Here is a 25,397-nt window from a genome sequence, read left to right as displayed (position 1 = left end):
CGCGACGCGCGCAGCCCCACCGATCCGTGCCGCCGACGCCTGCGGACCGGTCAGGACGTCCGCGCTCCGCCACGTTCCCGCGACCGCCGGCGCACGCCCCACCAGACCGCGCCGCCGACGGCGGCGGCCCCGGCACCGAGCGCGGCGACCAGGCCGAGACCCTCGGCGCCGGTGAAGGCCAACTCCCCGCGTCGGCGTGCACCGTGCGGCGCCGCGGAGGCGTCCGCAGCGGGCTGTGCGCCGGCCGGACCGTCGCCGGGCGCGGGGTCGCCCGGCCCGCCGTCGCCCGGTCCGCCGTCGCCCGGGTCGCCGCCGCCGGCTCCGTCGTCAGCCGGCCCGTCGTCGCCGCCCGGCACCACGACCGCGATGTCCACCTCCGCCGAGGGGTCGCCGCCGTCCGGGTCGGTCGGTGACGTCGCGGTCGCCACGTTCACCACGTCCGACCCGTCGCCCTCGTACGCCGGGTCGAGCACCGCGCGGATCCGGAAGGACGTCGACGCACCGGCGTCCAACGACGTCCCCGAGGTGCACGTCACGACCTGGCCGGCCGCCGTGCAGCCGTCGTCCGACCCGACGAAGCGCATCGCCGCGGGGAGTTCGTCCACGGCGCCGACGTCCTGCGCGACCGCCGGCCCGCGGTTGTGCGCCGTCACGAGGTACTCGACCTCGTCGCCCGGTGCGACGCCGGTGGCGGGTGCGACGGACTTGTCCGTCCAGACGTGCGCGGCCGGGCCCGCACCGGGGTCGACCACGGCGCTCGCAGTGGAGACGTTGTCGGTCTCGTCGACGTCGGCCAACGCGGGCGCCGGCTCCACCTGCGCGATGCTGTCGAGCGGACCGGCAGCGCCCTCGGGCAGGCGCCCGGTGATCGCCACCGTCGCCGCGCCTCCGCGCGGCAGGTCGAGCTCGGCCTCGACGTCACCCGTGCCCGACGGGGTCCCGCACGACGTGCCGGCTCCACCGGTGGGAGCGCAGGTCCAGGTGACGTCCTGCAGGGCGTCGGGGACGTCGACGTCGAGGGCGCTCGGCGCGGACGGGTTCGCCCCGACGTTCCGCGCCGTGACCGAGTACGTGACCGTGTCGCCCGCGGTCACCGTCGGCGCGAGGTCGTGCTCCACCGCGAGGTCGGCCGGCTGCCAGACCCGGAGCGCGTCGACCTCGTGCACGTCGACGTGCGAGCCGGTGGCGGCCGCGAACCCGAGGCGCAGGGTGCTCGGGAGCGACGCCTGCCCGTCGCCGTGCAGCGGGACGCGCTCGAGGACCGGTCGGAGGCCACCGCCGGCGTCGATCCGCACGGTCACGAAGAGCTCCCCCGCGTCGCCCGGCTGCAGGGTCACGCGGACCGTCCGGGTCCGTGCGCCCTCGGTCGCGGTGCCGCCGGGGGCGCGCACACCGTCGACGTAGCGGTAGCCGGAGACGCCGTCGCCCGAGCCGCGCACGACGACGAACTGCTCCTGCGCGCCGGGTCCGGACTGGTTGAGCGGGAGCGAGAAGTTGCCGTAGTGGTCGAGCGCGACCGCCGCGAAGCCGCCGGGCATCCCCGGGAGGTCGCACGGCACACCGCCGCCCTGGTTGGTGCTCGAGCGGCACGCGTACCCGAGCGCAGCGCCGTAGGCGCCGACCCCCTGCGCGGCGGCGCCGTCGGAGAGCGAGAGCAGCAGGCCGTCGGCGCCGGGGTCGTCGACGTCGTTGTGCATCGCGTACGCGAACTCGATCTCGAGCCCGCGGTCCGACCGGAACGTGTCGTCGGTCGACCAGGAGCCGGCCTGGTTCCGCACGTCGTCGGTGAGCCGGAGCCGACCTCCGGTGACCACGGCGTCGCCGCTGAGCGACCCGCCGTCCGCCGAGTCGAACTGGTGGGCGTAGGGGAAGTCGAGCTCGCCCGCGGTGGACGGGGAGGCGGCGACCACGGGTGCGGCGAGCACGCCGATCGCGGTGAGGACGCCGGCGAGCGCGATCGCCCGCCGGGCCGTCCGTGCACGGGCGGGCGGCCGGCCCGCTGGTGGGGTGTTGGGTTCTCTCATGCCCCGATCGTCGCGATCACCGGGCACCCCTCAGACGGACGTCCGCCGATCTGTGGAGAGCACCACGCGCCTCCAGGCTGTGGAGGAGGAGCCCGGCGGCGTCCGGTCAGGCGAGCCAGACCGTCGTCTCGCCGGGCAGCACCCCGTCGCCCAGCGGTCGGGACGCGACGACGACCGTGCCCGACGGCAGCGGGACGGGGTCGACGCCGAAGTTCGTGACGGACCGCCACCCGTCGTGCCGCGCGAACGCGACGACGCGGGACCGGGAGCCCTGGTCGCCGTCCGTGTCGAGCCAGTGGAGCTCCTCGCCCTGCTGCAACCGTCGACGAGCAGCGATCGCGGCGCGGTAGAAGGAGAGCGTGGAGTCGGGTTCGCCGTCCTCCGCCTCGACCGACGAGCGGCCGAAGTCGGCCGGCTGGGGCAGGTGCGGAGCCACCGCGCCGAACCCGAAGGACGGCCCCGAGGTCGTCCACGGGATCGGGACCCGGCAGCCGTCGCGGCCCTTCACCGTGTGCCCGGTGCGGATCCACTTCGGGTCCTGCAGCTGGTCGTGCGGGATGGCGGCGGCCTCCTGGAGCCCGAGCTCCTCACCCTGGTAGACGTACGACGATCCCGGGAGCGCCAGCACGAGGAGGGTCGCCGCGCGGGCACGCCGCAGCCCCCGCTCGGCGTCGAGCACCGGCGCGGTGCCGTCCGTCATGAGCCAGGCGTCGGTGTCGGTCCCCGTGGGCAGACCGTACCGGGTGGCGTGGCGCACGACGTCGTGGTTCGACAGCACCCAGGTGCTCGACGCCCCGGACTGCTCGGACATCGCGAGGTTCCGCTGGATGATGCCGCGGAACGCCGCCGCGTCGAACGGCGCCTCGAGCAGGTCGAAGTTGAACGCCTGACCGAGCTCCGTGGGCCGCGCGTAGAGCACCCGGCGGGGCGCGGGTGCCCACGCCTCGGCGACGGCGGCGCGGGGCGGGTCGTACTCGTCGAGCACCTGCCGCCAGGTGCCGAAGATCTCGTGCACCTCGTCGCGGTCGTACAGGGGGTCGGAGCCGTCGAGCGGCAGTGCCTTCTCGTCCGAGGGTCGGTACGGCGTCGACAGGTCCTTCGCCAGGCCGTGCGCGACGTCCACGCGGAACCCGTCCACGCCGCGGTCGGACCAGAAGCGCAGGGTGTGCTCGAAGTCGGCCCGGACCTCGGGGTTCTCCCAGTCGAGGTCGGGCTGCTCGGGCGCGAAGAGGTGCAGGTACCACTGGCCGTCCTCGACGCGGGTCCAGGCGCTGCCGCCGAAGTTCGACACCCAGTCGCTCGGCGGCAGGGACCCGTCCGGCCCGGCGCCGTCGCGGAACACGTACCGGGCACGCTCCGGTGAGCCGGCAGGGGCGGCGAGCGCGGCACGGAACCACTCGTGCTGGTCCGACGTGTGGTTCGGCACGATGTCGACGATGACGCGGATGTCGTGCTCGTGCGCCGCACGGACGAGCGCGTCGAGATCGTCGAGGGTGCCGAGCTTGGGGTCGACGTCGCGGTAGTCGGCGACGTCGTATCCCCCGTCGGCGAGCGGCGAGGGGAAGAACGGCGAGAGCCAGATCGCGTCGACGCCGAGCGACGACAGGTACGGCACCCGGGTGGTGATGCCCGCGACGTCGCCCAGCCCGTCACCGTCCGTGTCGGCGAAGCTGCGCGGGTAGACCTGGTAGACCACGGCGTCACGCCACCAGTCGGGGTCGGGGGTTCGCGGGGTGCTGGCTGGCGTCGTCTTGGCGGGCGTGCTCACGCCGTCAACCTACCCACGGTCGCCTGGGTCGGGAATGGCCGGGACGACGATCGACTTGGTTGTCGCTGACACCATTCCCGGACGACAGAAGGATCCCCGTGACGAACGTCCTGACCCTCGTCGGCAGCCTCCGCGCCGGCTCGATCAACCGCAAGCTCGCCGAGGCAGCCGAACACCACGCCCCCGAGGGCGTCGAGCTCACCACCTTCGACGGCATCGTCGACCTGCCGTTCTACAACGAGGACATCGACGGCGACACCCCGCCCGCCGCGGCCGTGGCGTTCCGCGACGCCGTCGCCGCGGCCGACGCCGTGCTCCTCGTGACGCCCGAGTACAACGGCACGATGCCCGCCGTCCTGAAGAACGCCCTCGACTGGGGTTCGCGTCCGTTCGGCGCCTCCCCGCTCTCCGGCAAGCCGCTCGCCGTCATCGGCTCGGCCTTCGGCCAGTACGGCGGCGTCTGGGCCCACGACGACGCCCGCAAGGCAGCCGGCATCGCGGGCGCGAAGGTCCTGCAGGACGTCAAGGTCGCGATCCCGCAGTCGGTCGTCCGCTTCGCCGAGACCCACCCCCGCGAGGACGCCGAGGTCACCCAGCTCGTGCAGGGCGCGCTGACCGCGCTCGCCGAGGCCGCGGGCACCGACGAGCCCGCTGCCGCCTGACGCGGCGGACACCACGCACGGGGACCGGTCCGGCCGGTCCCCGTGCGCGATCCGGCCAGGCGGCCGGTTCCCCCGAGTTCGCTAGGCGCTCTAGCAACGAGCCGTACTAGCCTGATCGCCATGTCCACGCAGGAGATCACGGAGGCGTCCGGGTACTGGTTCCCCGATGACGACGCGACCCAGCGCGGGGTCACCGTGCTCAACGCCCTCCGCCGGTACCGCGCGGCGGAGACAGCGATGCGCCGCCGGACCCGCGACTCGATGGGCATGGGCGAGACCGACCTGCTCGCCGTGCGCTTCCTCCTGCAGGCACAGCGCTCCGGCCGATCGGTCAGCCCGAAGGACCTCGCCGCGTACCTCAAGATCTCGTCGGCGTCGACGACGATCCTGATCGACCGCCTCGTCAAGTCGAACCACGTCCGCCGCGACCCGCACCCCACCGACCGCCGTGCGCTCGTGATCACGCCGACCACCGAGACCGACGACGAGGTCCGCGCCACGCTCGGCGTGATGCACCGTCGGATGATGTCGATCGCCGAGGGACTCTCCCCCGCCGACGCCCGTGTCGTCGCGGTCTTCCTCGAGCAGATGCGCTCCGCCGTGGACCAGGTCGACCCGGCACCCGCCCACTGACCGGAGCGCGCACCGCGGCGTCTTCCGGCGACCCGCGGGGGACGCATCCTCTGAGCGGACGTCCTGCCACACCGCGTAGACCGGACGGGTACCGCTCACCAACGTGGAAGGAACCGGTCATGCACGCATCGGACAAGCTCGCGAAGAACCTCCAGGCGGTCCTCGTGGACCTCATCGACCTGCACCTCCAGGGGAAGCAGGCCCACTGGAACATCCTCGGGACCAACTTCCGTGACCTCCACCTCCAGCTCGACGAGATCGTCGACGCGGCGCGGGAGTTCGCTGACGACATGGCCGAGCGCATGCGTGCCCTGTACGTCGTGCCGGACGGCCGATCGGCCACCGTCGCTGCTGCGACCCACCTCGACGCCTTCCCGGACGGCGAGATCCTGACGCACGACGCGATCGACGAGATCACCCTCCGTCTCTACCAGGCGACCGGCACCATGCGCGACGTGCACGACGAGGTCGACGACGAGGACCCGACGACCGCCGACCTGCTGCACGGCTTCATCGAGCGCCTCGAGCAGCTGGCCTGGATGGTGTCCGCCGAGAACCGCTCCCCCAGCACGCCGCTCGCGTCGGCCACGACGCCTGCGGTCGCGAGCGCCTCCGACCACGAGTAGGACGCGCATGGACCTCGGGATCCAGGGCAGGACCGCGCTGGTCTTCGGCGCGGACTCGGGCATCGGGTGGAACACCGCTCGCATCCTCCTGCAGGAGGGCGCGACGGTGGTCGTCACCGACCTCGACCAGTCACAGCTCGACAACAGCGCGGACCAGCTCGAGGCACCCATCGGCAAGCTGCACGCGTTCGCCGCTGACGTGACCAGTGCTGCGAGCCTCGCGGACCTCCACGCGAAAGTGCGCGACGCCGTCGGCGAGATCGACATCCTGGTGCAGTCCTCGGGCGTCACCGGCGCCCAGGGCATGTTCCACGAGATCGACGAGCAGGGGTGGCTCGACACCATCGACATCGACCTGATGGGTCCGGTGCGGATCACGCGCGAGTTCATCGGCGACCTGCGGAACGGCGGCTGGGGCCGCATCGTGTACCTCGTGTCCGAGGACGCGTCGCAGCCCTACGACGACGAGCTGCCCTACTGCGCCGCGAAGGCCGGCGTGCTGTCGTTCGCCAAGGGACTGTCGCGCTCGTACGCCTCCGAGGGACTGCTCGTGAACACGGTCAGTCCGGCGTTCATCCACACGCCGATGACCGACGCGATGATGGACAAGCGGGCGAAGGAGACGGACCAGACCTTCGACGAGGCCGTCGCGTCGTTCCTCGACGAGGAACGCCCGTACATGGAGCTCGGTCGTCGCGGCGAACCGGAGGAGGTCGCGAACGTCGTGGCCTTCCTGTGCTCCGACCTCGCGAGCTTCGTGAACGGGTCGAACTACCGGGTCGACTCCGGCTCGGTCGCGACGATCTGATCGTGTCGATGTTCCAGACCCACCCGCTCGGCACGGACCACCAGGAGACACCATGACCGACTTCCGCTACCTCATCGTCGGCGGCGGGATGGTGGCGGACGCCGCCGCCCGCGGCGTCCGCGAACTCGACGCGGACGGATCGATCGGCATCCTCAGCGAGGACGTCGACCGCCCGTACGCCCGTCCGGCGCTGTCGAAGAAGCTCTGGACGGAACCGGATTTCAGCTGGGACGAGAAGGTCGACCTGCACACCGAGGAGACCGGGGCGACGTTCGTCCTCGGTGCCGCGGTGACGGCGATCGACCGAGCAGCGAAGACCGTGACGACGGCCGACGGCAGCACGTACGGGTACGAGCGCCTCCTGCTCGCGACCGGTGGCAAGCCGCGTGGCCTGCCCGGGCTCGAGCCGTCCGACCGGGTGCTCGACTACCGCAGCGCGGACGACTACCGGAAGCTCCGCGCACTCGCGGACGCGGGCGCCCACGTGGTCGTCGTCGGTGGCGGGTACATCGGCCAGGAGATCTCCGCCGGTGTCGTGCAGAACGGCGCTCGGGTCACCCTCGTCGACCCCGACGAGGTGGTGGGCGGCCGGATGTTCCCGGACGGCCTGGCCCGTGCGTTCCAGCAGCGCTTCGTCGACCACGGCGTGGACCTGCGGCTCGGCCGGCGCGTCGCGTCGGGCACCCAGACCGCCGAGGGCGTGACCCTGACGCTCGACGACGGTTCCGTGCTCGAGGCGGACGCGGTCGTCGCGGGGCTCGGCATCGAACCGGCGACGCAGCTCGCCGCCGACGCCGGCCTCACCGTCCGCGACGGCATCGTGGTCTCGTCGACCCTGCTCACCGACGACGACTCGGTCTTCGCCGCGGGCGACGTGGCCGAGTACCCGGACCGGATCCTCGGGACCCGCCGCGTCGAGCACGTCGACAACGCCCAGCAGCAGGGTCGGCAGGCTGGCCGGAACCTGGCGGACGCCGACGAGACCTACGACCACACGCCGATGTTCTACTCGGACGTGTTCGACATGGGCTACGAGGCGGTCGGCCAGGTCTCCACGCAGCTGCGCACCCTGGAGGACTGGCAGGAGCCGAACGTCACCGGCGTCGTCTACTACCTCGACGAGGACGACACCGTCCGCGGGGTCCTGCTCTGGAACGTGTGGGACAAGACCGACGAGGCCCGGAAGGTCCTCGCCGGCGCGGACGCGCTCACCCCGGACCTGCTGCGGGGCCGCATCACGGCCTGACGACGCGCCGGTCGCCTGCGGACGCGACCGCCTGGAGGCCCGGTGCCGGTCCGACGACCGGCACCGGGCCTCCTGTGCGTCGCGTCCACGACGCCGGTTCAGCCCGCCTCGCGCGTCTCGGGAGCGACCTGGTCCACGACCGCCCGGCGGTCGGCCGGGTCGACCGGCAGGTCGTCCCCGTCCGCCATCGCGACGGCGTGCGCCGACTTGGCGGCCTCGAGCGTCGCGTCGTCCCGCCGGGCCATCCCGACGAGTTCGACGATCCGCGACTTGACGAGCAACCAGGCGTCCTCCGGGCCGAGCCTCGCGAGGTCCGACGAGGTCGAGTCGTCCCGCACGCGCTGGAGCGACGAGACGCCGCGGTCGGGCAGCTCGCGTGCGACGTGCGCCACCGCCAGCGCCGCGACCGCGTCGGCCTGCGCGTGCATCACCGAGTGCGCCCCGTCGACGACCTCGCGCAGCACCGCGTACGGGAACACCCGCGCCAGCCGACGGACCCAGTCGCGGGGCACCATGGCGTCGTGCTCGCCGCGGACGACGAGCGTGCGGGCCTGCACGTGCGGGGCCCGTTCCTCGATGGGGAACGCGATCATCCGCGGCAGGACCTTCGAGAACCAGTGCCAGCCGCACAGGGCGTACGCGGTGACGGCGTGCCAGCGGACCGCGGCGGGTTCGTTGAGGGCCGACCGCAGGAAGCGGAACGCCGACTGCCGGACGGACCGCGCCCGCGAGTCGACGACCGGGCTGATGAGCACGAGGTCCGAGATGTCCGGGCGACGAGCGGCGACCTCGGTGACGACCTGCGTGCCCATCGAGTGCCCGATGAGCACCGGGTCCACGAGGTGGAGTTCGTCGATGACGTGCTCGACGGCGTCCGCGTAGCGCTCGATCGAGACCGCGCCGCGGAAGCGGGGCACCCCGGCGAACCCGGGGAGGTCGAGCGCGTGGACCGGCCCGTTCTCGTTGAGGTGCGGCGCGAGCCGTTCGTAGTAGGTCGCGGCGATCCCCAGGCCGGCGACCAGCACGAAGGCCCGGTCGCCCGGCGCTCCGATCGAGCTGACCCGGACGTAGGTGCCGTCCACGGCGATCCGGTCGACCTCCACCGTGACGTCGGCGTCCGCGGCCTCGGCGAGGCGGCCCGCCGGGTCGGGCGCGGTTGCCGGCTGCTCGTCGTGCACGTGGACTCCTCGGATCGGACGGTCGCCCAGGATACCCGTCCGTCCGGCGGCGATCGCGGCCCGACGCCGTCAGCCGCTGAAGGAGTTCGCGGGGAAGCCGTGCACCCGCGTCGGCACCGCCAGCACGGCCCCCGAGTGCGGCGCCCGCTCCAACTGCTCCTCGGTCAGATTCTCGCGCGCCGAGCCGACGAACAGCGTCGACATGTCCGGTCCGCCGAAGGCGACCGACGTCACGTTCGGCGCCGGGAGCTCCACCGTCTCGAGGTGGGACCCGTCCGGCCCGTACCGCTCCACGCGGCCACCGCCGTAGACCGCGCTCCAGAAGCAGCCCTCGTCGTCACGGACCAGCCCGTCGTGCGACGCCCCGACGACGAACGGTTCGAGTTCGCCGAGCTCGCCCTCGGGGCCGTACGTGGCCCGGTAGATCGTCGACGCGCTCGTGTCCGTCACGTACATCAGGTCACCGTCCGGCGACCACTCGATGCCGTTCGTCACGCCGAAGCCGCCGCGGAGGAGCCGGGTGCTCCCGTCGGCCTCGACGGAGTACAGGGCGGCGTCCGGCTCCCCCGTCGTCACGTCCATGCTGCCGACGAGGAAGCGGCCGAACGGGTCGCACTTGCCCTCGTTGAAGCGCATGCCCGGGTGGGTGTGCTCGACCGTCGTGAGTTCCCGCTCGACGCGGCCCGCCGCGTCGGTGAGCACGACCGTGTCACCGAGCGCTGCGACGAACCCGCCGCCGCTCCGGGGCTGGAAGCTCGCCAGCGGGGGCGGGAGCGGGACCGTGGACTCGACCCGGCCGTGGGCGTCCGAGGTGGTCAGGGTGCCGAGGGTGATGTCGGTCCACCGCAGCCGCTCGGCTGCCGGGTCCCAGACGATGCTCTCCACGAGCACACCTCCGGCGTCGGAGAACACGGTCGCGGGTCCGGTCGTCACGCTGGAGCTCATGCCCCCGGTCTACCGAGTGCGGCTCCGCGCCCGTCCAGCGGCGCTCAGAGGCGGGCGTAGCGGGCGCGGAGGAAGCTGAACACCCCGAAGGCGAGGAACCCGACGCCGACCACGACGAGGACGACCGAGCCGCCGGGCACGGCGCGCAGCGCGTCGAACGCCGCGTCGAGACCCGTCGCCTGGTCCGGGTCGCTCCGGAAGCCGGCGGCCGCGATGAGCACGCCGACCACCACCACGGCGACACCCTTGAGGACGTAGCCGACGACGCCGAGGACCGTGACGGTCCGCTCGACCGGTTGGCCGGGTCGCACGAGCTGCTTCCAGAACGACCGTCGGCAGCCGATCACGACCAGGCCGACGCCGATCGCGATCGCGACGGCGGCGACGAGCAGCAGCAGGAACACCCCGCCGGGCGTCGCGATGGCCTTCGCGGCGGCGCTCCGGCTCGAGCTGCTCGAGCTCGTGCCCGCGCCGAGCGCGTACGACGCGGACGAGTACGCGATGGCCCCGTAGACCACGGCCTTCCCGACGTTCTTGAGCCGGTTGCCCCAGGCGCGCGCGCTGTCCGTCCGACCGCCGACGACCGCTTCGAGGACGAGCCGGATCGTCAGGGCGGCGGTGCCGACGGCGACCAGCCAGAGCAGCACGACCCCACCGGGGACGGCCGCGATCTGCTGCAACGCGCCCGACTGGTCGGTCTCCTTGCCCGACGAGGCGTTGCCGATGCCCAGCAGGATCGCGAGGTAGCCGATGAGCAGGTGCACGACACCGCTCCCGACGAAGCCGGCACGCGCCGTCACCTCGAACCAGCGGCTGTCCGCGACCCGTTGCGCTCCGCGGCCGGTCTTCCGGGCCGCCTGTTCCGCCTGTGCACTCACGTCATCGAGCGTGCCCGACGGAGCGGGCCGTGTCCGGCGGGACGCCGTGGTCCCAGCGACCTGCCGGACTGGAGGCGCGTGGCGGGCCCGCCACGCGCCTCCCGTCCGGCAGCGGTCAGACCGCCACCACCGGCGCCCACCACGGGCCGCCGACCAGCGTCCGTCGGTCGGGTCGGCGCTCCCCGCGGCGGGCCGCGGCGACGGCGCCCGCGACGTCGCCGGTGGCGCCGGAGGCGCTCCACCCGTCGGCGGTGGCGACGATCCGCGAGCGCGCGGACTCGATCAGGACGAACCCACCACCGAGCACCCCGACGAACGCGTCGTCGATCGCGCGGAGCAGGTCGACCGACCCCGAGTCGCAGGCATCGCAGCCGCAGTCCGGCTGCACGGCCACCGGGGCCGGCGGGTCCCCGACGAGGAGGTCGACGACCGCGCCCGGCACGTCGTCGAGGGCGCGGGTCACGACGTCGAGCGGCAACGCCCCCGGCGCGTGGGGGACGAGCCGGACCGTGCCGTCCACGGAGGTGTGGGCGTCGGCCAGGCCGAGCCCCGTGAGCGCGTCGACCCAGGCCCGGGCCCGCGCACCCACGACCACGTACCGCTCGGGTGCCGTCACCCGCGAGTACTCCTGCTCGAGCGGCGCTCGGTCGGGGTGGGGGTCGGGCCACGAGGTGCTGCTCTCGGGTCGGGTCGCCCACGCCTCGTCGACCGCGCGACGGACGTCGACCACGGTCGCCACGGACACCTCAGTCGCCCTTCACGTTGACGACCTGGCGCAGCGTGTGCCGGATCGACACGAGGTCGGCGGCGTCCGCCATCACCTGGTCGATCGGCTTGTACGCCGCCGGGATCTCGTCGAGGAACGCGTCGGTGTCCCGGTACTCGATGCCGACCATGGCCGCCCGGAGCTCGTCGTGCGTGAAGGTCCGCCGCGCAGCCGACCGCGAGTAGAGCCGGCCGGCACCGTGCGGCGACGACTCGAGCGACGGCTTGTTCCCGAGGCCCTCGACGACGTACGACGCGGTGCCCATCGACCCGGGGATGAGCCCGGCCTGCCCGGCCCTCGCCTGGATCGCGCCCTTGCGGGAAACCCACACCGACTTGCCCCAGTGGGTCTCCCGCTGGGTGAAGTTGTGGTGGCAGTTGATGCGCTCCTGCTCGTCGACCGGCTGCCCGAGCACCTCGGACAGCTGCCGGACGACGCGGTCCATCATCTCCTCGCGGTTGAGGAGCGCGAAGTGCTGCGCCCACCGGAGCTCGGCGATGTACCGGTCGAACTCCGGGGTGCCCTCGACCAGGTAGGCGAGGTCCGGGTCCGGCAGCTCGATCCACCACCGCCGCATCATCCGCTTGGCGACCGCGATGTGCCGCTGCGCGATCTTGTTGCCGACACCCCGCGAGCCGGAGTGCAGGAACAGCCAGACTCGGTCCTCCTCGTCGAGGGAGACCTCGATGAAGTGGTTGCCGGACCCGAGCGTGCCGAGCTGGTTCCGCCATCCGCCGTGCGCGCTGGTCGGGTCGAACCCGGCGGCAGCCGCCATCGACTCGAGCTCCGCGATCCGGGGCTCGGCGGTCGCGACGATCTTCCGGTTCGACGCACCGGCCGACAGCGGGATCGCGCGTTCGATCTGCTCGCGCAGCTCCTGCAGGTCGTCGGGCAGGTCGCCCTGCGAGAACTGGGTCCGGACCGCGATCATGCCGCAGCCGATGTCCACGCCGACGGCCGCCGGCATGACCGCGCCGAGGGTCGGGATGACCGATCCCACCGTGGCGCCGAGTCCGAGGTGGGCGTCCGGCATGAGGGCGAGGTGCGGGAACACGAACGGCATGCCTGCGGTGGTGCGTGCCTGCTGCTCGGTGTTCTCCTCGAGCATCGAGGCCCAGCTCAGCAGCCGGCCGGTGATCTTCTCCACGGGGTCGTCTCCCTTTCGTGTCGTGACGGCCGGGTCGGCCGTCGGGGCGACCGTCGTGACGACGGTCGGAGGTGACGGTCCGGGACGGACGGCCGCCGGTCCTCCTGGTCGCGACGCGGGTCGCGGCGGACGGAGGAGACGGCGAGACGGTGACGCCCCGGGCCGGGTGGGCACGGGGGCGTCGGGTGACGTCGCGTGCCTACGCGGGGTAGCGGTCGGACTGCTGCAGATTGCGTTCACCGGGCAGCACGAGCGCCGTGGCGAGCTGGAGCTCGACACGGTGTTCCTGGTGCTGCACGGTGCGCATGCGCGGTCCTTCCACGGTGGCCGCCGGTGACCGGCGGAGCACTGCCCGGGGCGGGCAGGAGAGCGACACTAGCGGGACACGCCCGGGATGCACAACCGCGACACGCCCGGGGTGCACGGTCCGGTCACCGCGGAGCGGTCCGCCCCTTCGCGGTGGGTTCGAGCTCGGCGCGCAGCCGCTCGAGGACGGGCAACGCCGCCGCCAGGGCCCGCTGGTCACCCTCCGGCAGTGCGCCGAGCGCGTCGACGAGGACGCGTTCGGCCGAGACGTCGTACTCCGCGAGCCGACGGCGCGCCAGGTCGGTCAGCCCCACCTCGGTGCTCCGGCCGTCCCCCAGGGCGAGCCGGCGCTCGACGAGGCCGTCCCGCTCCATCGCCGCGACGAGGTTGCTCACCGTCGAGCGGGCCAGGCCGAGGACCCGTCCCAGTGACGTCGGGCTCGACCACCCGTCCTCGTCCAGCCGGCGGAGCACCTCGATCTGCGCGTCCGGGATGTCGGGCAGTGCCACGGAGCGCCGCGCCGTCCCGAGGAGCGCACGTCGGAACGGCCCGATCTCGGCGCTGAGCCGACGGGCCACCCGGTGCAGGTCGGGGTCGGTCCGGGCGTCGTCCACGGTCCCAGGGTACCCACAGCAGATACGCTTGCAACAAACGCAGTTCGGGAACAAACTCGATGCATGGACATCACCACCAGCGTCGAGCACCCCGTCCCCGAGCAGGACCTGTCCGGCATCGTCGGGCACCGCTTCATCTACACGTACGCCAACGGGTGGCAGTACGAGATGTACATCAAGAACGCCACCACCATCGACTACCGCATCCACACCGGGATGGTCGGCGGTCGCTGGGTGAAGGACCAGCAGGTGGACCTCGTCGTCCTGACCGCGGGCGTCTACAAGGTGTCGTGGAACGAGCCGACCGGCACCAGCGTCGTCGTGAACGTCGTGCCGGGCGAGCGCGTCCTGCACGGCACGATCTTCTTCCCGCACTGGGTCGAGGAGGACGGCAGCAAGACCGTCCTGTTCCAGAACGACCACCTCGACCGCATGCGCGAGTACCGCGACCAGGGCCCCACCTACCCGATCTACGTCGTCCCCGAGTTCGCCCACATCACCCTGTTCGAGCACGTGGGCGAGGACGACGAGACCGTCGTCGACACCGCTCCCGGCGACCTGCCCGCCGGCTGGGCCGACCGGAGCAACTGATGACCGCGTCGACGGCCGGGCCGGTCCCGGTCGCCCTGGTCCACCGCGGCCACACCCTGCGCGGCTGGCAGCTCGGCACCCTGCCGACCAGCGGACCAGCGACGGCGGTGCTGCTCGTGCACGGCTTCGGCAGCACCGACACCGGTGGCCAACAGCTGTTCGTCCAGGCCGCGCGGGCGCTGGCGGGCACCGGCGCCACGGTGCGCTCCTACAGCCGACTCGGGCACGGGACCAGTGACGGGGAGTTCGCCGACGTCACCATCGGCGACGAGGTCGAGCAGGTCGTGGCCATGGTCCGTCGGCTCGCCGAGGACGCCAGGGGCCCGGTGCACGTGGTCGCGCACAGCCTCGGCGCGGTCGAGTCCGCGCTGGCCGCGGCTCGCATCCCCGAGCACGTGGCGACACTCACCCTCTGGTCGCCCGCCGGCGTCGTCGTGGACGACATCGCCGAGCACGACGCGATCCAGGGGCAGCCGCTCGCACCCGCACGGGAGCAGGGCTGGTTCGACTTCGGCGGGATGGCACTCGGGACCGCCTTCATCACCGAGGTCACCGACGGGCTCGACGTGTACGCGCCGATCGCGGCCTACACGGGGCCCGCCGAGGTGCTGCACGGGACGGCCGACACCATCGTCCCGCTCGCGTACGGGGAACGCTACGGCGACCGGTTGCCCGGAGCGACCTTCACCGCCGTGGACGGCGCGGACCACGGATGGTCCTCGGTCCCGTACCGGCGGCTCCTGCTGGACCGCCTGACCGCGTTCACCGGGTCGTCCGCGGCGCGCTGACGGTCGGGCCGGGGTACGTCCGCCTGATGATCGTGCCCGTGTCGCGGGTTGGCTGGGAACATGACCGAGCGGACCCGCGACACCCCCGACGCCACCGACAACGAGGAGCGCACCGACGGCTACGTCCCGCTCCGTTCCTACGGGGCCGTCGGTGACGGCCGCACCGTCGCGCTCATCGCGCTCGACGGTCGGATCGACTGGCTGCCCATCCCCGCGATGGACTCCCCGCCGGTCTTCGCGAGCATCCTCGACGCCGAGCACGGGGGACACATCGCGCTCCGCCCGGTCGACCCGCGGGCCGAGGCATCGCGTTCCTACCTGCCCGGGACGAACGTGCTCGTGACCACGTGGACGACCTCCGAGGGCGAGGTCACCGTGACGGACGCCATGGTCACCGGGGTCGCTGGACGGCTTCCGTGGGCCGAGGTCGCGCGGTGCGTGCAGGGTGTCCGCGGATCCGTCGAGATGGAGTGGGCGGTCGTGCCCGGGACCCTGCTGCAGACCGCGGAACCGAAGCGGCTCGACACCGCGAACGGCTCGGTCATCGGCGTCGACGGCATCACCATCGCGATCGTGGAGCAGGGCTTCGAGCCCGTGCACGACGACGGCCCGCGGTTCTCCGGGCGGTACCGCACCGCGGAGGGCTCGAAGCACATCCTCACCATCGTCGGCACGCACGACGAACCGATCTTCATGCCGCGTCCGGAAGCGGCGCTCGCGGCCATGGACCGCACGATCGACAACTGGGCGACGTGGTCGGAGGAGTTCTCGTACGACGGCCCGTGGTCCCAGGCCGTGCAGCGCAGCGCCCTCGCGCTGAAGCTGCTCATCTACTCGCCCACCGGGGCGATCGCGGCGGCGCCGACGACGAGCCTGCCGGAGGACCGCACCGGCGGGAAGAACTGGGACTACCGGTTCGCCTGGGTGCGCGACCTGTCGTACACCGTCCACGCCCTCACCCGCTTCGGCCTGCGCGAGGAGACCCACGCCGCGGTCTCGTGGGTGATGCGGACCATCGCCCAGCACGACGAGGACATGCCGATCTTCTACGAGCTGGACGGCTCGAAGAGCGACGGCGTCGAAGAGCGCGACGTCCCCGGGTGGAAGGGCATCGGCCCGGTCACGATCGGGAACCGCGCGGGCGACCAGCTGCAGCTCGGCGTCTGGGGCGACGTCTTCGAGATCCTGCGGCAGTACGTCCGCGCCGGCAACGTCCTCGACCGCGGGACCGCCTCGGTCCTGCAGGGGCTCGCCGACGACGCCTGCCACCGGTGGGAGGAGGCCGACTCGGGCATGTGGGAGCTGGAGGACGCGCAGCACTACGTCACGAGCAAGATCGGCTGCTGGCAGGCGCTCGACGCCGCCGTCGAGCTCCACGACGCGGGCATGATCGACGGTCCGCGCGAGAAGTGGATCGAGAACCGCGAGCTCATCGAGCAGTGGGTCGCCGAGAACGGCTGGGACGAGGAGCGCGGGCACTACGTCATGTACCCGGGCTCGGACAAGCTCGACACCTCGATCCTGCTGCACGCGATGAGCGCGTTCGACCGCGGACCCCGCATGGAGTCGACGATCCGGGCGGTCGAGGAGCAGCTGCAGCACGGACCGCTCGTCTACCGCTACTCGGGGATGGCCGACGAGGAGTCCCCGTTCGTGGCCTGCTCGTTCTGGCTCGCGGCCGCGATGGCCTGCGTGGGCCGCGTCGACGACGCGCGCACGCTCATGGACGACATGGTCGCGCAGGCCAACGACGTCGGCCTGTTCAGCGAGATGATCAGCGAGGACGGCTCCTTCATGGGCAACATCCCGCAGGGGCTCTCGCACCTGGCGTTGATCCAGGCCGCCCTGACCATCGAGGAGGTCGCGTCCGAGGACGCGTGACGGTCACCCGAGACTGATCGCGACCAGGCCGGCGACGCCGACGAGGTAGAGCAGGACCACCACGAGTGAGTCGACGCCCATCCCGGCCACCCGACGCCGGGGTCGGAACACGAGGCCGACCGCGTAGACGAGCGTCAGCACGACCGCGAGCGCGGTGAGGTACACGTCGCTCGCGTTCGCCTGCGGGAGCACCGCCTTGCCGGACAGCACGGTGGCGACGAGGAAGAGGACCGGCAGGAAGGCGTTCCCACCGAAGATGTCCGACACCGCCAGGTTGTCGTCGCCCTGCCGGACGGCCTGCAGGCCCGTGGAGATCTCCGGGAGGCTCGTCGCGAGGGCCAGGACCGTCGCGCCGAACAACACGCCGGAGAGCCCGATCTGCTCGGAGGCGGCGTCACCGGCGCGCTCGAGCACGACACCCGCGACGAGGGTGGCCAGCGCGGACACCGAGAACACGATCGCCGCCTTGCGGGTGCTCATCGGGTGGTCGTCCTGCTTGCGGGTGCGGTGGCCGGACGTGTGCGGGCTCGCGTCCGGCGCCCGCCCGTCCTCGTGCCAGGGAAGCCCCTTGCCGGCGCGCTGCACCAGCAGGAGGCCGACGAGCCAGATCACGGCGATCAGCACGACGTCCGGGGTGAGCCGCGCCACGACGAGGTCCGGCGGCAGCTGACTGCCGGCGATGACGACGCCGAGCACCGCGACCACCACGACCGCCTCGAGCACGAGGGTCAGCGAGGCCGCCCGGTACGTGATCGGCGCCACGCCCTTCCCCCGCTTCCCGAAGGCGTCGATGACCGCGATCACGACCGTCTGCAGGGCGATCCCGCCGAGGATGTTCCCGGCGGCCACCTCGATCGACCCGGACAGGCCGGCGCTCACCGTGATGGCGATCTCGGGCAGGTTCGTCGCGACGGCCAGCACGATCAGGCCGCCGAGCGCGCTCCCGAGGTGCAACCGGGCGTCGAGCACGTCGGTGGTCTTCGAGAGCTGGATGCCGGCCACCCAGATCACGGCGGCACCCGCGACGAAGACGACGACGAGCAACCAGAGCGGCAGGGAGTCCATGGGTCGACCGTGGCCCGGTCGACCCGAGGACGCTCCCGGGATGCAGGAGCCGCGACGTGCGGTACGACGCGCGGAGCGGCCCGGCTGAGCGCGCCGTCGGCGGTACGGCGGATGATGGTCTGACGATGAACGACGTCGACGCACGGATGGACCGGCTCAGGAGGGCCGCCCGGTACCGGTACCAGCAGCTCGTGAACAGCGAGATCGAACGCGGCACCCTCGACCCGGACGAGGTGCGCGAGGAACGGCGGCTGCTCGCGGCGGCCGACGTCGCCGCCCACGCACGGGCCCGCATCGAGGAGGCCGAGCGGCGCGGGGTCTTCGAGGGCAACCCGTACCACGGCAAGCCGCTGCCGGGGAACGACGGGCAGCACGACCCGGACTGGTGGATCAAGTCGAAGATCGAGCGTGAGGACATCCGCGGCATCGCGCCGCCCGCCCTCGCCCTGCGCACCGAGGACGCCGGACTGGACGACGCCCTCGATGCGCTGTCGGTCGAGTCCGACGTCCGCGACGTCCTCGAGGACTTCAACGCGCGCGTGAAGGAGGCCCGTCGGCAGCTGCTCGGCGGCCCCCCGGTCGTGACGCCGATGCGCGACGTCGACGCCGAGCTCGCGCGGTGGCGGGACCGACGCGAGGAACGCGCCGCAGCAGCCGCTCGTTCGGCGGCGGAGACGGCGGCAGACGCAGCGGCGGCCCGGCCACCCCGGTGGTGGCGCCGACGTCGCTGAGGCGACCCGCGCCTCCCGGGTGACGGCCGCGCGGCGCGGTGCTTCGGACGACGAACGGCGCCACCCCGGTGTGGGATGGCGCCGTGTCGTGTGGTGCGGGGTGTTACTTGATCTTCGCGGTGATGGTCGCGGTGCCCACGAGGAGGCCGGACTTCACGGCGTCGGTCTTGAAGGTGCTGTTCAGCAGCTTCGCCGCGTCGGCGGACACGTGCACCGTGGTGCCGGTGAGGATGGCGTTGTCACCCTCGAGCTGCAACGGCTTGAGCGTGCCACCGTGCAGCGAGAAGAGGTAGGCGTTCGCGACCGCGACCTTGCCGTTGACCAGCACGTCACCGTAGAGCTTGGACGAACCGGGGTTCACGACGAAGTTCTCGAGCGTGACCGTGGTGGCGCCGGCGCTCAGGGTCAGGCCCGAGTCGTCGTGGTCGAGCAGGCCCTGCACGTACGGGCGGTAGTTGCCGTCCGGCGACCAGTACGTGACCGAACCCGAGGTGATCGGGAAGGAGACCGACCCGTCGGCGAGCTTCGCGTTGCCGGAGACGCCCGGGGTGAGCTTCAGCGTCGAGAGCGCCTGGGTGAAGCCCGAGTCGAGCTTGACCGCCGTGTCGCCGCCGAGGACCTCGGGGACGCTGGCCACCGGGCCGGGGATCTTCGACGAGGACGAGGAGACGGTGTGCACCGAGCCGTCGGCCTGTGCGGCCGAGACACCGAACGCGGCGCCGCCGAGGACGAGCGCGCCGGTCGTGGCGAGGGTGATCGAGGTCTTGAGTGACTTGCGCATTGGTCGTGTTCCTTTGCTGTGGTGGACGCTCCGGCCGATGGCCGGTCCGAACGCTCCGACGCGTTCGTGTGCTGTGAGGCAGCTGCAGCCCGGCCGAACCTGACCGGTGAGCGTCCTGGGCGTTTGCCCTTGTGCATCTGATTCGGCACCCTCGCGGAAACGGTTTGGAACCCGGCCGAAGTTCTTCCCGGGCGCTGCCTGGGACGCGCGGGGTCACGCCTCCGTACCGTGGGGGCATGGCCCCCGCACTCTCGACGAGCACCGACCGGATCCGCGCGATCGACGCGTGGTGGCGTGCCGCCAACTACCTCACCGTCGGGCAGATCTACCTGCTCGACAACCCGCTCCTCACCCGGCCGATCGCACCCGACGACGTGAAGCCCCGGCTCCTGGGCCACTGGGGGACCTCACCGGCGCTCAACCTCGTGTACGCGCACCTCAACGCGCTCATCACGGAGACCGACCGGGACGTGCTGTACATCTGCGGTCCCGGGCACGGGGGCCCGGCGATGAACGCCAACGCGTGGCTCGAGGGCACGTGGGGCGAGCTGTACCCGGCGATCACCCCCGACCCGGCCGGTCTGCAGCAGTTCTTCCGCCAGTTCTCCTTCCCCGGCGGCATCCCCTCGCACGCGGCACCGGAGACGCCGGGGTCGATCAACGAGGGTGGCGAGCTCGGCTACTCCCTCGCGCACGCCTACGGGGCAGCACTGGACAACCCGGACCTCGTCGTGGCGTGCGTCGTCGGTGACGGCGAGGCGGAGACCGGCCCGCTGGCGGCGTCGTGGCAGGCCCACACCTTCCTCGACCCGGTGCACGACGGAGCCGTCCTGCCGATCCTCAACCTCAACGGGTGGAAGATCGCGAACCCGACCGTCCTCGCCCGGATCCCCGACGAGGACCTCACCGCCTACTTCCGCGGACTCGGGTACGAGCCCGTCGTCGTGGACTCGGCCCGGGTCGACGACGATCCGTTCGCCGTGCACGCCCTGTTCGACGGGGCGCTCCGTCGCGCGATGGCGACCATCGACGACATCCAGGCGGCAGCCCGCGGCCAGGCGCAGCGCGCAGCCGCCGGACAGCCCGCCGGAGCGGCGGACCTCCGTCCGCGCTGGCCGATGATCGTGCTGCGGACGCCGAAGGGCTGGACCGGCCCGAAGGTCGTCGACGGCGAGCAGGTCGAGGGCACGTTCCGTGCGCACCAGGTGCCGCTCCCCGGCGTCCGCGAGGACGCGGGACACCGGGAGCAGCTCGAGGAGTGGATGCGCTCCTACCGTCCGGACGAGCTGTTCGACGAGGACGGCCAGCCGGTCGGCATCCTGACCACCATCCGGCCCGCCGGCGAACACCGGATGAGCGCGACCCCGCACGCGAACGGCGGCCGCATCCGGACCGCCCTCGACCGTCCGCCGCTCGACGGCTTCGGCGCCACGGTCGGGGAGACGGCGAGCGCCACCGGCACGCTCGGTCCGTGGTTGGCCGCGCTCGTGCAGCGGAACCCGTCGACCTTCCGCCTGTTCGGCCCGGACGAGACGATCTCGAACAAGCTCGACGCGGTCTTCGACGTCACCTCCCGCGTCTGGCGTGCGCAACGCGGGCCGGGCGACGAGCACCTCGGCGCGCAGGGCCGCGTGACGGAGGTCCTCTCGGAGCACCTGCTCGAGGGCATGCTCGAGGGTTACGTGCTGAGCGGTCGCCACGGCATCATCAACACCTACGAGGCCTTCGCACACATCATCGACTCGATGGTCGGGCAGTACGCCAAGTGGTTGGAGTCGTCGACCGACATCGACTGGCGGGCGCCGGTCTCGAACCTGTCGATCCTGCTGTCGTCGCACGTCTGGCGGCAGGACCACAACGGGTTCTCGCACCAGGACCCGGGGTTCCTCGACGTCGTCGCCTCGAAGCAGCAGGACCTCGTCCGGATCAAGCTGCCGGCGGACGCCAACACGCTGCTCGCGGTCGCCGCGCACGCCCTGGAGACGACCGACCGGATCGAGGTCATCGTCGCCGGGAAGCACCCCGAGCCGGTGTTCCTGTCCCTCGACGACGCGGTCGCCCACGTCGCCGCGGGCGCAGGTGTCTGGGGCTGGGCCGGGACCGAGGAGACGGTGGGGCGCGCCGACGTCGTGCTCGTCTCGGCCGGCGACGTCCCGACCGTCGAGACCGTCGCCGCCGCGGACATCATCCGGGAGCACGCCCCCGAGGTGGGCGTCCGGGTCGTGAACGTCGTCGACCTGCTGTCGCTCGGTGACCCGCGCAAGCACGAGCACCCGATGTCCGACGAGCGCTACGACGAGCTCTTCCTGCCGGGTACCCCGGCGGTCTTCGCCTTCCACGGCTACCCGTCGCTCGTGCACCAGCTCACGTACCGTCGGAACGGGCACGACGACCTGCACGTGCACGGCTTCCTCGAGCGGGGCACGACGACCTCGCCGTTCGACATGCTCATGCGGAACGAGATGGACCGGTTCGCGCTCGCCCACGACGCGCTGACCCGGGTCGACGCGGCGCGGTACGAGGAGCTGCTCGGTCGCCTGTCGGCAGCACGCGACGCCGCACGGACGTACGCGTACACGAAGGGCGAGGACCACCCCTCGCTCGGCGGGTGGGAGTTCGCCGGCTGGCCGCAGGACGAACCGTCGTCCGGCGGCGTCGGCGGCGACCCGGGAGCGGGCGAGACCGAGGCGGCCGCGCCCGGCAACTAGGTCACGTCCGCGGATCCTCCTCCACGGCCTGGAGGCACGGATCGCCTTCCACAGGACCGGTCACGCCCGCGGCGTGGCCGGTCCTGTCGCGTCAGGCTGGCGGCATGGACGGAACGTGGATCGCGTGGACGAGCGCCGTGGTCTCGGCGGTGAGCGGGTGCGGCGCGGTCGCCGCCCTCGTCGTCACCGTGAGCGACGGCCGGGCCGCTCGGCGGAACACAGAGTTCTTGGCGCACCGCGACCAGTGGTGGAACCGTTGGACGTGGATCGCCGAGCGGGCCGTGTCCGACGACGCAGGGCTCCGTGCCGTCGCCGCCGTGATGGCCCTCGCGATCGAGACACGGCCGTGGACGACCCGCGACGACCACTGGGTGTTCAGGGCGCTCCGTGATCACCTCGACGACGGAAGGAACCCCGATGATCTCGAAGATGTCTGACCGCGACTTCAAGCGGCGCCTCGACTACGCCGAGCTGTGCATCCCCCCGCTGCTCGCAGATCCGCACGACGGTCCACGTGTGCGCGCAGAGGGCGGCGACCGCGAGCTCGCCGCGCTCCGCGCCGAGTGGCGCGAGCGCGAGGAACGGGCACGGGCCCGGCGCCTGAAGTGGGAGGCCTCCATCGCCGAGGGGTGACCGTCGCCGCCCCGCGCTCCGTGGCACGCTGGACCGGTGACCGACCTCGTGATCCCGGCTCCCACTCTGCCGACCGTGCCGACCTCGACCGGTGGACGGTTCCCCGTGCGGCGTGTGTTCTGCGTCGGCAGGAACTACGCCGCCCACGCGCGCGAGATGGGTCACGACCCGGACCGCGAGCCACCGTTCTTCTTCACCAAGCCGGCCGACGCGGTGGTACCGGACGACGCGGACACCCCGTACCCGACCATGACGGAGCGGCTCGAGCACGAGGTCGAACTGGTCGTCGCCATCGGGACCGGGGGCAGCGAGATCGCCGTGGACGACGCCCTCACGCACGTCTGGGGCTACGCCGTCGGCCTCGACCTGACGCGGCGCGACCTGCAGGCTGACGCGAAGCGGCTGGATCGTCCGTGGGACACCGCCAAGGGGTTCGACGGCTCGGCCCCGGTCGGTGTGATCGTCCCTGCGGCGGGGGTCGACCCCACCGCCGGCACGATCGAGCTGCGCGTGGACGGCGAGCTCCGGCAGTCCGGTGACCTGTCGGACCAGATCTGGTCGGTCGCCGAGGTGATCGCCGAGCTGTCCCGGTTCGTGGCCCTCGCTCCCGGTGACCTCGTGATGACGGGCACGCCGGACGGGGTCGGCACGGTCGGTCGGGGCGACGTGCTCGACGGCAGGATCGCGGGCGTCGGCTCGGTCCGGACCCGCATCGTCTGACCACGCTCCGGCGCGCGGCGGTCGCTGGGAGCCCCCTCAGACTGGGCGCGTATCCCGGTGTGGACGCCGCTGGGGGCAACGGCGACGTCACCACGACGGGACAGACCGCGCGCAACGGCGCGTGCGGACGTGTCCGGACAACGGAGGTGTGCCGTGCAGGAACACGACCTGCTCGCGACGTCCTGGACCTGGGCCGGACCAGAACCGATCGCGCAGCGCGTCCGCGCCGTCGGTGCCGCCGGCTTCGCGGGACTCTCGCTGTCGCTCGACGACCTCCACGAGGTCCGCGCGACCATCGGCTTCGCCGAACTCCGCCGGGCGCTCGACGCTGCCGGCATGGTCTGGGTCCAGCTCGGGCCGCTCGCGCGCTGGTGGACGTGCTCCTCGCGGACCGCCGAGCAGGACGCCGACCGCGGCGTCGTGCTCGAGGCCGCCGCGACGCTCGGGGCGTGGCAGGTCGTCGTCCGTGCCGACGTCTCCCTGCCCGGCGTCTCGCCGGCCGCGATGGTCGACGACTGGAACGACCTGGCCGATCACGCCGCGAAGGTGGGTGCGCAACTCGTCCTCGAACCGGAGCCGTGGTCGAACCTGCCGACGGTCGAGCGCGCCTCCCGCTTCGTCGCTGCCGCCGGGCACCCGAACGGCGGCCTGCTCGTCGACGCGATGCACGCGCTCCGGGGCGGCTCCACCCTCGCCTCGATCCGGCAGGGCGTCGCGCCGTCCACGCTCGCCGCGGTCGAGCTCAGCGACGGCCTGCTGCACACGCCGTCCGGGATGACCCTGGCGGAGGAGTCCGCGTCGGCCCGTCACCTGCCCGGCGCCGGCGCGTGGGACCTCCCGGGCCTCGTCCGCACCCTCCGCGACCTCGGCTACGACGAACCGTGGGGCGTCGAGGTCCGGACGCCTGCACACCGCGCCATGCCGACCGAGGACGCCCTGCGCACCGCCGCCGCCGCGACCCGTGCCGTCCTCGACGCCGCCGACGCGTTCGGGGCACCGGCCGCACCGGCGATGCCGACCACCCCGGCGCCCACCTCGGCCGTCGACTTCGAGCCGCCGACGCACCGGCCCGGAACGGGCGCCGACGGGGTGCGACGTCGGGACGCCGACACAGGCACGCCCGCGTAACCTCGTCCGCATGACCGACCACGCAGCACACGACGACGACCTCCTCCGCCGCTCGCAGGAGTCCATCGACGAGGCGAAGGCGGCCGCGGCCGACGTGATCGAGCCCGAGGAGGACGACCTCATCGACGAGGACCTCCCGGTGGCGGACGACGCCGCACCGGCGGACGGGCCCGCACCCGCGGCCTGACCACCGGCTGGCGAGGCACCTCCCACCGCCGCCCACGTGCAGCCGTCAGCGCACGCGGGCGGCGGTGTCGGTGATGCGCCGGCGGTGCCCCGCTCCGAAGCCCGTTGCGTCCGTGGACGGGTGGATTCCGCCCGCAGTGTGACGAACGGGTCGTCCGCGACGTCTTCTGTACGGGTCCACCAGCAGCGGAGTCCCGTCGCTGGTGCCCAGCGCGTCGCGGTCAGCCATCCCTGAACGGCCGGCTGCGGCGCTCGCGCGGTGGCCCGTGCGTCCCCTGATCCGGCGCGCGGGCCACCGTCCCCTACTGGTGGGCGTGGTCCGCCTCGTCGTCGTCGACCTGGTCACCGAGGAAGTCCGCGTAGGTGACCTCGGGTCCGGACGCGGTGTCGTCCGGCTCGGTCGGGGCATGTTCCGCCCGGTCCCCCGGGGCAGCGCCGCGCTCCTCGGTGGTGAAGGGCGGCAGGTAGTTGCTCGCGCTCATGCTCGGGCCCTTTCGTCCCGGCGACCGTAACAGCCTGCGGCGGTGTCGCTGCGGGCCGGTGCGGAATCGTCCCCCGCTCCGCGCCCGAACGGGGGACGGAAG

Annotated in this window: 26 protein-coding genes; 15 read left to right on the top strand and 11 right to left on the bottom strand. The window is 72.7% G+C overall.

Annotated features, from left to right (window positions below):
• Window positions 1-50: 50 nt before the first annotated feature.
• Together AAEP86_RS05900 and AAEP86_RS05895 are read right to left on the bottom strand one after the other, a co-directional pair.
• Window positions 51-2,024, bottom strand: a complete 1,974-nt coding sequence (locus tag AAEP86_RS05900) for a lectin-like domain-containing protein (protein WP_420369612.1) — start codon at window positions 2,022-2,024, stop codon at window positions 51-53.
• A gap of 106 nt (window positions 2,025-2,130) precedes the next feature.
• Window positions 2,131-3,792, bottom strand: coding sequence for a glycoside hydrolase family 13 protein (locus AAEP86_RS05895; protein ID WP_420369611.1), 1,662 nt, complete (start codon window positions 3,790-3,792; stop codon window positions 2,131-2,133).
• A gap of 92 nt (window positions 3,793-3,884) precedes the next feature.
• Here AAEP86_RS05895 and AAEP86_RS05890 point away from each other — a divergent pair, with 92 nt between their 5' ends.
• From AAEP86_RS05890 to AAEP86_RS05870, 5 genes are all read left to right on the top strand, one after another.
• On the top strand, window positions 3,885-4,454 hold the full coding sequence (locus AAEP86_RS05890; RefSeq protein WP_420370449.1) for an NAD(P)H-dependent oxidoreductase: 570 nt from the start codon (window positions 3,885-3,887) through the stop codon (window positions 4,452-4,454).
• Between the two features lie 120 nt (window positions 4,455-4,574).
• Window positions 4,575-5,087 carry a MarR family winged helix-turn-helix transcriptional regulator gene (locus tag AAEP86_RS05885; protein WP_420369610.1) on the top strand — a complete coding sequence of 171 codons (513 nt, stop codon included), beginning with the start codon at window positions 4,575-4,577 and terminating at the stop codon, window positions 5,085-5,087.
• Between the two features lie 119 nt (window positions 5,088-5,206).
• Window positions 5,207-5,713, top strand: coding sequence for a Dps family protein (locus AAEP86_RS05880; RefSeq protein WP_420369609.1), 507 nt, complete (start codon window positions 5,207-5,209; stop codon window positions 5,711-5,713).
• A 7-nt stretch (window positions 5,714-5,720) separates the two neighbouring features.
• Entirely contained in the window at window positions 5,721-6,521 is an 801-nt protein-coding gene (locus AAEP86_RS05875; RefSeq protein ID WP_420369608.1) for an SDR family NAD(P)-dependent oxidoreductase, read from the top strand.
• A 52-nt stretch (window positions 6,522-6,573) separates the two neighbouring features.
• Window positions 6,574-7,767: an NAD(P)/FAD-dependent oxidoreductase gene (locus tag AAEP86_RS05870; RefSeq protein WP_420369607.1), complete on the top strand. Its 1,194-nt coding sequence runs from the start codon at window positions 6,574-6,576 to the stop codon at window positions 7,765-7,767.
• 98 nt (window positions 7,768-7,865) lie between these two features.
• Here AAEP86_RS05870 and AAEP86_RS05865 read toward each other — a convergent pair whose 3' ends face one another.
• The 6 genes from AAEP86_RS05865 to AAEP86_RS05840 all read right to left on the bottom strand — a co-directional run bounded on the left by AAEP86_RS05865 (window position 7,866) and on the right by AAEP86_RS05840 (window position 13,601).
• The gene (locus AAEP86_RS05865; protein WP_420369606.1) at window positions 7,866-8,945 is read right to left on the bottom strand and encodes an alpha/beta fold hydrolase; all 1,080 of its coding nucleotides are present in this window, start codon (window positions 8,943-8,945) and stop codon (window positions 7,866-7,868) included.
• A gap of 69 nt (window positions 8,946-9,014) precedes the next feature.
• Window positions 9,015-9,890 (bottom strand): SMP-30/gluconolactonase/LRE family protein, encoded by an 876-nt coding sequence (locus tag AAEP86_RS05860; protein WP_420369605.1) that lies wholly within the window; start codon window positions 9,888-9,890, stop codon window positions 9,015-9,017.
• A gap of 44 nt (window positions 9,891-9,934) precedes the next feature.
• Window positions 9,935-10,768, bottom strand: coding sequence for a DUF1206 domain-containing protein (locus tag AAEP86_RS05855; RefSeq protein ID WP_420369604.1), 834 nt, complete (start codon window positions 10,766-10,768; stop codon window positions 9,935-9,937).
• 115 nt (window positions 10,769-10,883) lie between these two features.
• Complete coding sequence (locus AAEP86_RS05850) at window positions 10,884-11,513, bottom strand: DUF6226 family protein (protein ID WP_420369603.1); 630 nt, start codon at window positions 11,511-11,513, stop codon at window positions 10,884-10,886.
• 1 nt (window position 11,514) lies between these two features.
• Entirely contained in the window at window positions 11,515-12,681 is a 1,167-nt protein-coding gene (locus AAEP86_RS05845) for an RtcB family protein (RefSeq protein ID WP_420369602.1), read from the bottom strand.
• A 431-nt stretch (window positions 12,682-13,112) separates the two neighbouring features.
• Window positions 13,113-13,601, bottom strand: a complete 489-nt coding sequence (locus AAEP86_RS05840; RefSeq protein WP_420369601.1) for a MarR family winged helix-turn-helix transcriptional regulator — start codon at window positions 13,599-13,601, stop codon at window positions 13,113-13,115.
• Between the two features lie 63 nt (window positions 13,602-13,664).
• Between AAEP86_RS05840 and AAEP86_RS05835 the strand changes: the two genes are divergently transcribed.
• Genes AAEP86_RS05835 through AAEP86_RS05825 form a run of 3 tightly spaced genes read left to right on the top strand, consistent with a single transcriptional unit; the run spans window position 13,665 to window position 16,861 of the window.
• Window positions 13,665-14,192 (top strand): phenolic acid decarboxylase, encoded by a 528-nt coding sequence (locus AAEP86_RS05835; RefSeq protein ID WP_420369600.1) that lies wholly within the window; start codon window positions 13,665-13,667, stop codon window positions 14,190-14,192.
• The gene (locus AAEP86_RS05830; protein WP_420369599.1) at window positions 14,192-14,980 is read left to right on the top strand and encodes an alpha/beta hydrolase; all 789 of its coding nucleotides are present in this window, start codon (window positions 14,192-14,194) and stop codon (window positions 14,978-14,980) included. Before AAEP86_RS05835 ends, AAEP86_RS05830 begins: the two co-directional genes overlap by 1 nt.
• Before the next feature lie 60 nt (window positions 14,981-15,040).
• Window positions 15,041-16,861, top strand: coding sequence for a glycoside hydrolase family 15 protein (locus AAEP86_RS05825; protein ID WP_420369598.1), 1,821 nt, complete (start codon window positions 15,041-15,043; stop codon window positions 16,859-16,861).
• A 3-nt stretch (window positions 16,862-16,864) separates the two neighbouring features.
• Here the strand turns inward: AAEP86_RS05825 and AAEP86_RS05820 are convergent, their stop codons facing one another.
• A complete protein-coding gene (locus AAEP86_RS05820) occupies window positions 16,865-17,926 on the bottom strand; it encodes a sodium:calcium antiporter (RefSeq protein WP_420369597.1) in 1,062 nt (353 codons plus the stop codon).
• Window positions 17,927-18,051: 125 nt separating this feature from the next.
• Here AAEP86_RS05820 and AAEP86_RS05815 point away from each other — a divergent pair, with 125 nt between their 5' ends.
• Window positions 18,052-18,657 (top strand): DUF1992 domain-containing protein, encoded by a 606-nt coding sequence (locus AAEP86_RS05815; protein ID WP_420369596.1) that lies wholly within the window; start codon window positions 18,052-18,054, stop codon window positions 18,655-18,657.
• A gap of 103 nt (window positions 18,658-18,760) precedes the next feature.
• Here AAEP86_RS05815 and AAEP86_RS05810 read toward each other — a convergent pair whose 3' ends face one another.
• Entirely contained in the window at window positions 18,761-19,438 is a 678-nt protein-coding gene (locus AAEP86_RS05810; RefSeq protein WP_420369595.1) for a hypothetical protein, read from the bottom strand.
• 236 nt (window positions 19,439-19,674) lie between these two features.
• Here AAEP86_RS05810 and AAEP86_RS05805 point away from each other — a divergent pair, with 236 nt between their 5' ends.
• From AAEP86_RS05805 to AAEP86_RS05780, 6 genes are all read left to right on the top strand, one after another.
• On the top strand, window positions 19,675-22,146 hold the full coding sequence (locus AAEP86_RS05805; RefSeq protein ID WP_420369594.1) for a phosphoketolase: 2,472 nt from the start codon (window positions 19,675-19,677) through the stop codon (window positions 22,144-22,146).
• A gap of 104 nt (window positions 22,147-22,250) precedes the next feature.
• Entirely contained in the window at window positions 22,251-22,583 is a 333-nt protein-coding gene (locus tag AAEP86_RS05800) for a hypothetical protein (protein WP_420369593.1), read from the top strand.
• Complete coding sequence (locus tag AAEP86_RS05795; RefSeq protein ID WP_420369592.1) at window positions 22,576-22,779, top strand: hypothetical protein; 204 nt, start codon at window positions 22,576-22,578, stop codon at window positions 22,777-22,779. The genes AAEP86_RS05800 and AAEP86_RS05795 overlap by 8 nt, the downstream gene beginning before the upstream one ends.
• Window positions 22,780-22,815: 36 nt before the next feature.
• Window positions 22,816-23,499, top strand: a complete 684-nt coding sequence (locus AAEP86_RS05790; protein ID WP_420369591.1) for a fumarylacetoacetate hydrolase family protein — start codon at window positions 22,816-22,818, stop codon at window positions 23,497-23,499.
• Between the two features lie 153 nt (window positions 23,500-23,652).
• A complete protein-coding gene (locus tag AAEP86_RS05785; protein ID WP_420369590.1) occupies window positions 23,653-24,627 on the top strand; it encodes a sugar phosphate isomerase/epimerase family protein in 975 nt (324 codons plus the stop codon).
• 10 nt (window positions 24,628-24,637) lie between these two features.
• Window positions 24,638-24,814 carry a hypothetical protein gene (locus AAEP86_RS05780; protein ID WP_420369589.1) on the top strand — a complete coding sequence of 59 codons (177 nt, stop codon included), beginning with the start codon at window positions 24,638-24,640 and terminating at the stop codon, window positions 24,812-24,814.
• Between the two features lie 301 nt (window positions 24,815-25,115).
• On the opposite strand, the gene AAEP86_RS05775 is transcribed toward AAEP86_RS05780, so the two are convergent.
• Window positions 25,116-25,295: a hypothetical protein gene (locus AAEP86_RS05775; RefSeq protein ID WP_420369588.1), complete on the bottom strand. Its 180-nt coding sequence runs from the start codon at window positions 25,293-25,295 to the stop codon at window positions 25,116-25,118.
• Between the last annotated feature and the right edge of the window lie 102 nt (window positions 25,296-25,397).

Source organism: Curtobacterium sp. L1-20 (assembly GCF_048755855.1).
Classification (GTDB): domain Bacteria; phylum Actinomycetota; class Actinomycetes; order Actinomycetales; family Microbacteriaceae; genus Curtobacterium.
Note: the sequence above shows the minus strand (reverse complement) of the source record. Positions and strands in the feature narration are given on the sequence as shown.

Coding starts and splice junctions, on each gene's coding strand:
- AAEP86_RS05900 (WP_420369612.1), bottom strand. CDS start 2,024: ATGAGAGAACCCAACACCCCACCAGCGGGCCGGCCGCCCGCCCGTGCA.
- AAEP86_RS05885 (WP_420369610.1), top strand. CDS start 4,575: ATGTCCACGCAGGAGATCACGGAGGCGTCCGGGTACTGGTTCCCCGAT.
- AAEP86_RS05880 (WP_420369609.1), top strand. CDS start 5,207: ATGCACGCATCGGACAAGCTCGCGAAGAACCTCCAGGCGGTCCTCGTG.
- AAEP86_RS05875 (WP_420369608.1), top strand. CDS start 5,721: ATGGACCTCGGGATCCAGGGCAGGACCGCGCTGGTCTTCGGCGCGGAC.
- AAEP86_RS05870 (WP_420369607.1), top strand. CDS start 6,574: ATGACCGACTTCCGCTACCTCATCGTCGGCGGCGGGATGGTGGCGGAC.
- AAEP86_RS05860 (WP_420369605.1), bottom strand. CDS start 9,890: ATGAGCTCCAGCGTGACGACCGGACCCGCGACCGTGTTCTCCGACGCC.
- AAEP86_RS05835 (WP_420369600.1), top strand. CDS start 13,665: ATGGACATCACCACCAGCGTCGAGCACCCCGTCCCCGAGCAGGACCTG.
- AAEP86_RS05830 (WP_420369599.1), top strand. CDS start 14,192: ATGACCGCGTCGACGGCCGGGCCGGTCCCGGTCGCCCTGGTCCACCGC.
- AAEP86_RS05825 (WP_420369598.1), top strand. CDS start 15,041: ATGACCGAGCGGACCCGCGACACCCCCGACGCCACCGACAACGAGGAG.
- AAEP86_RS05820 (WP_420369597.1), bottom strand. CDS start 17,926: ATGGACTCCCTGCCGCTCTGGTTGCTCGTCGTCGTCTTCGTCGCGGGT.
- AAEP86_RS05815 (WP_420369596.1), top strand. CDS start 18,052: ATGAACGACGTCGACGCACGGATGGACCGGCTCAGGAGGGCCGCCCGG.
- AAEP86_RS05810 (WP_420369595.1), bottom strand. CDS start 19,438: ATGCGCAAGTCACTCAAGACCTCGATCACCCTCGCCACGACCGGCGCG.
- AAEP86_RS05805 (WP_420369594.1), top strand. CDS start 19,675: ATGGCCCCCGCACTCTCGACGAGCACCGACCGGATCCGCGCGATCGAC.
- AAEP86_RS05800 (WP_420369593.1), top strand. CDS start 22,251: ATGGACGGAACGTGGATCGCGTGGACGAGCGCCGTGGTCTCGGCGGTG.
- AAEP86_RS05795 (WP_420369592.1), top strand. CDS start 22,576: ATGTCTGACCGCGACTTCAAGCGGCGCCTCGACTACGCCGAGCTGTGC.
- AAEP86_RS05780 (WP_420369589.1), top strand. CDS start 24,638: ATGACCGACCACGCAGCACACGACGACGACCTCCTCCGCCGCTCGCAG.
- AAEP86_RS05775 (WP_420369588.1), bottom strand. CDS start 25,295: ATGAGCGCGAGCAACTACCTGCCGCCCTTCACCACCGAGGAGCGCGGC.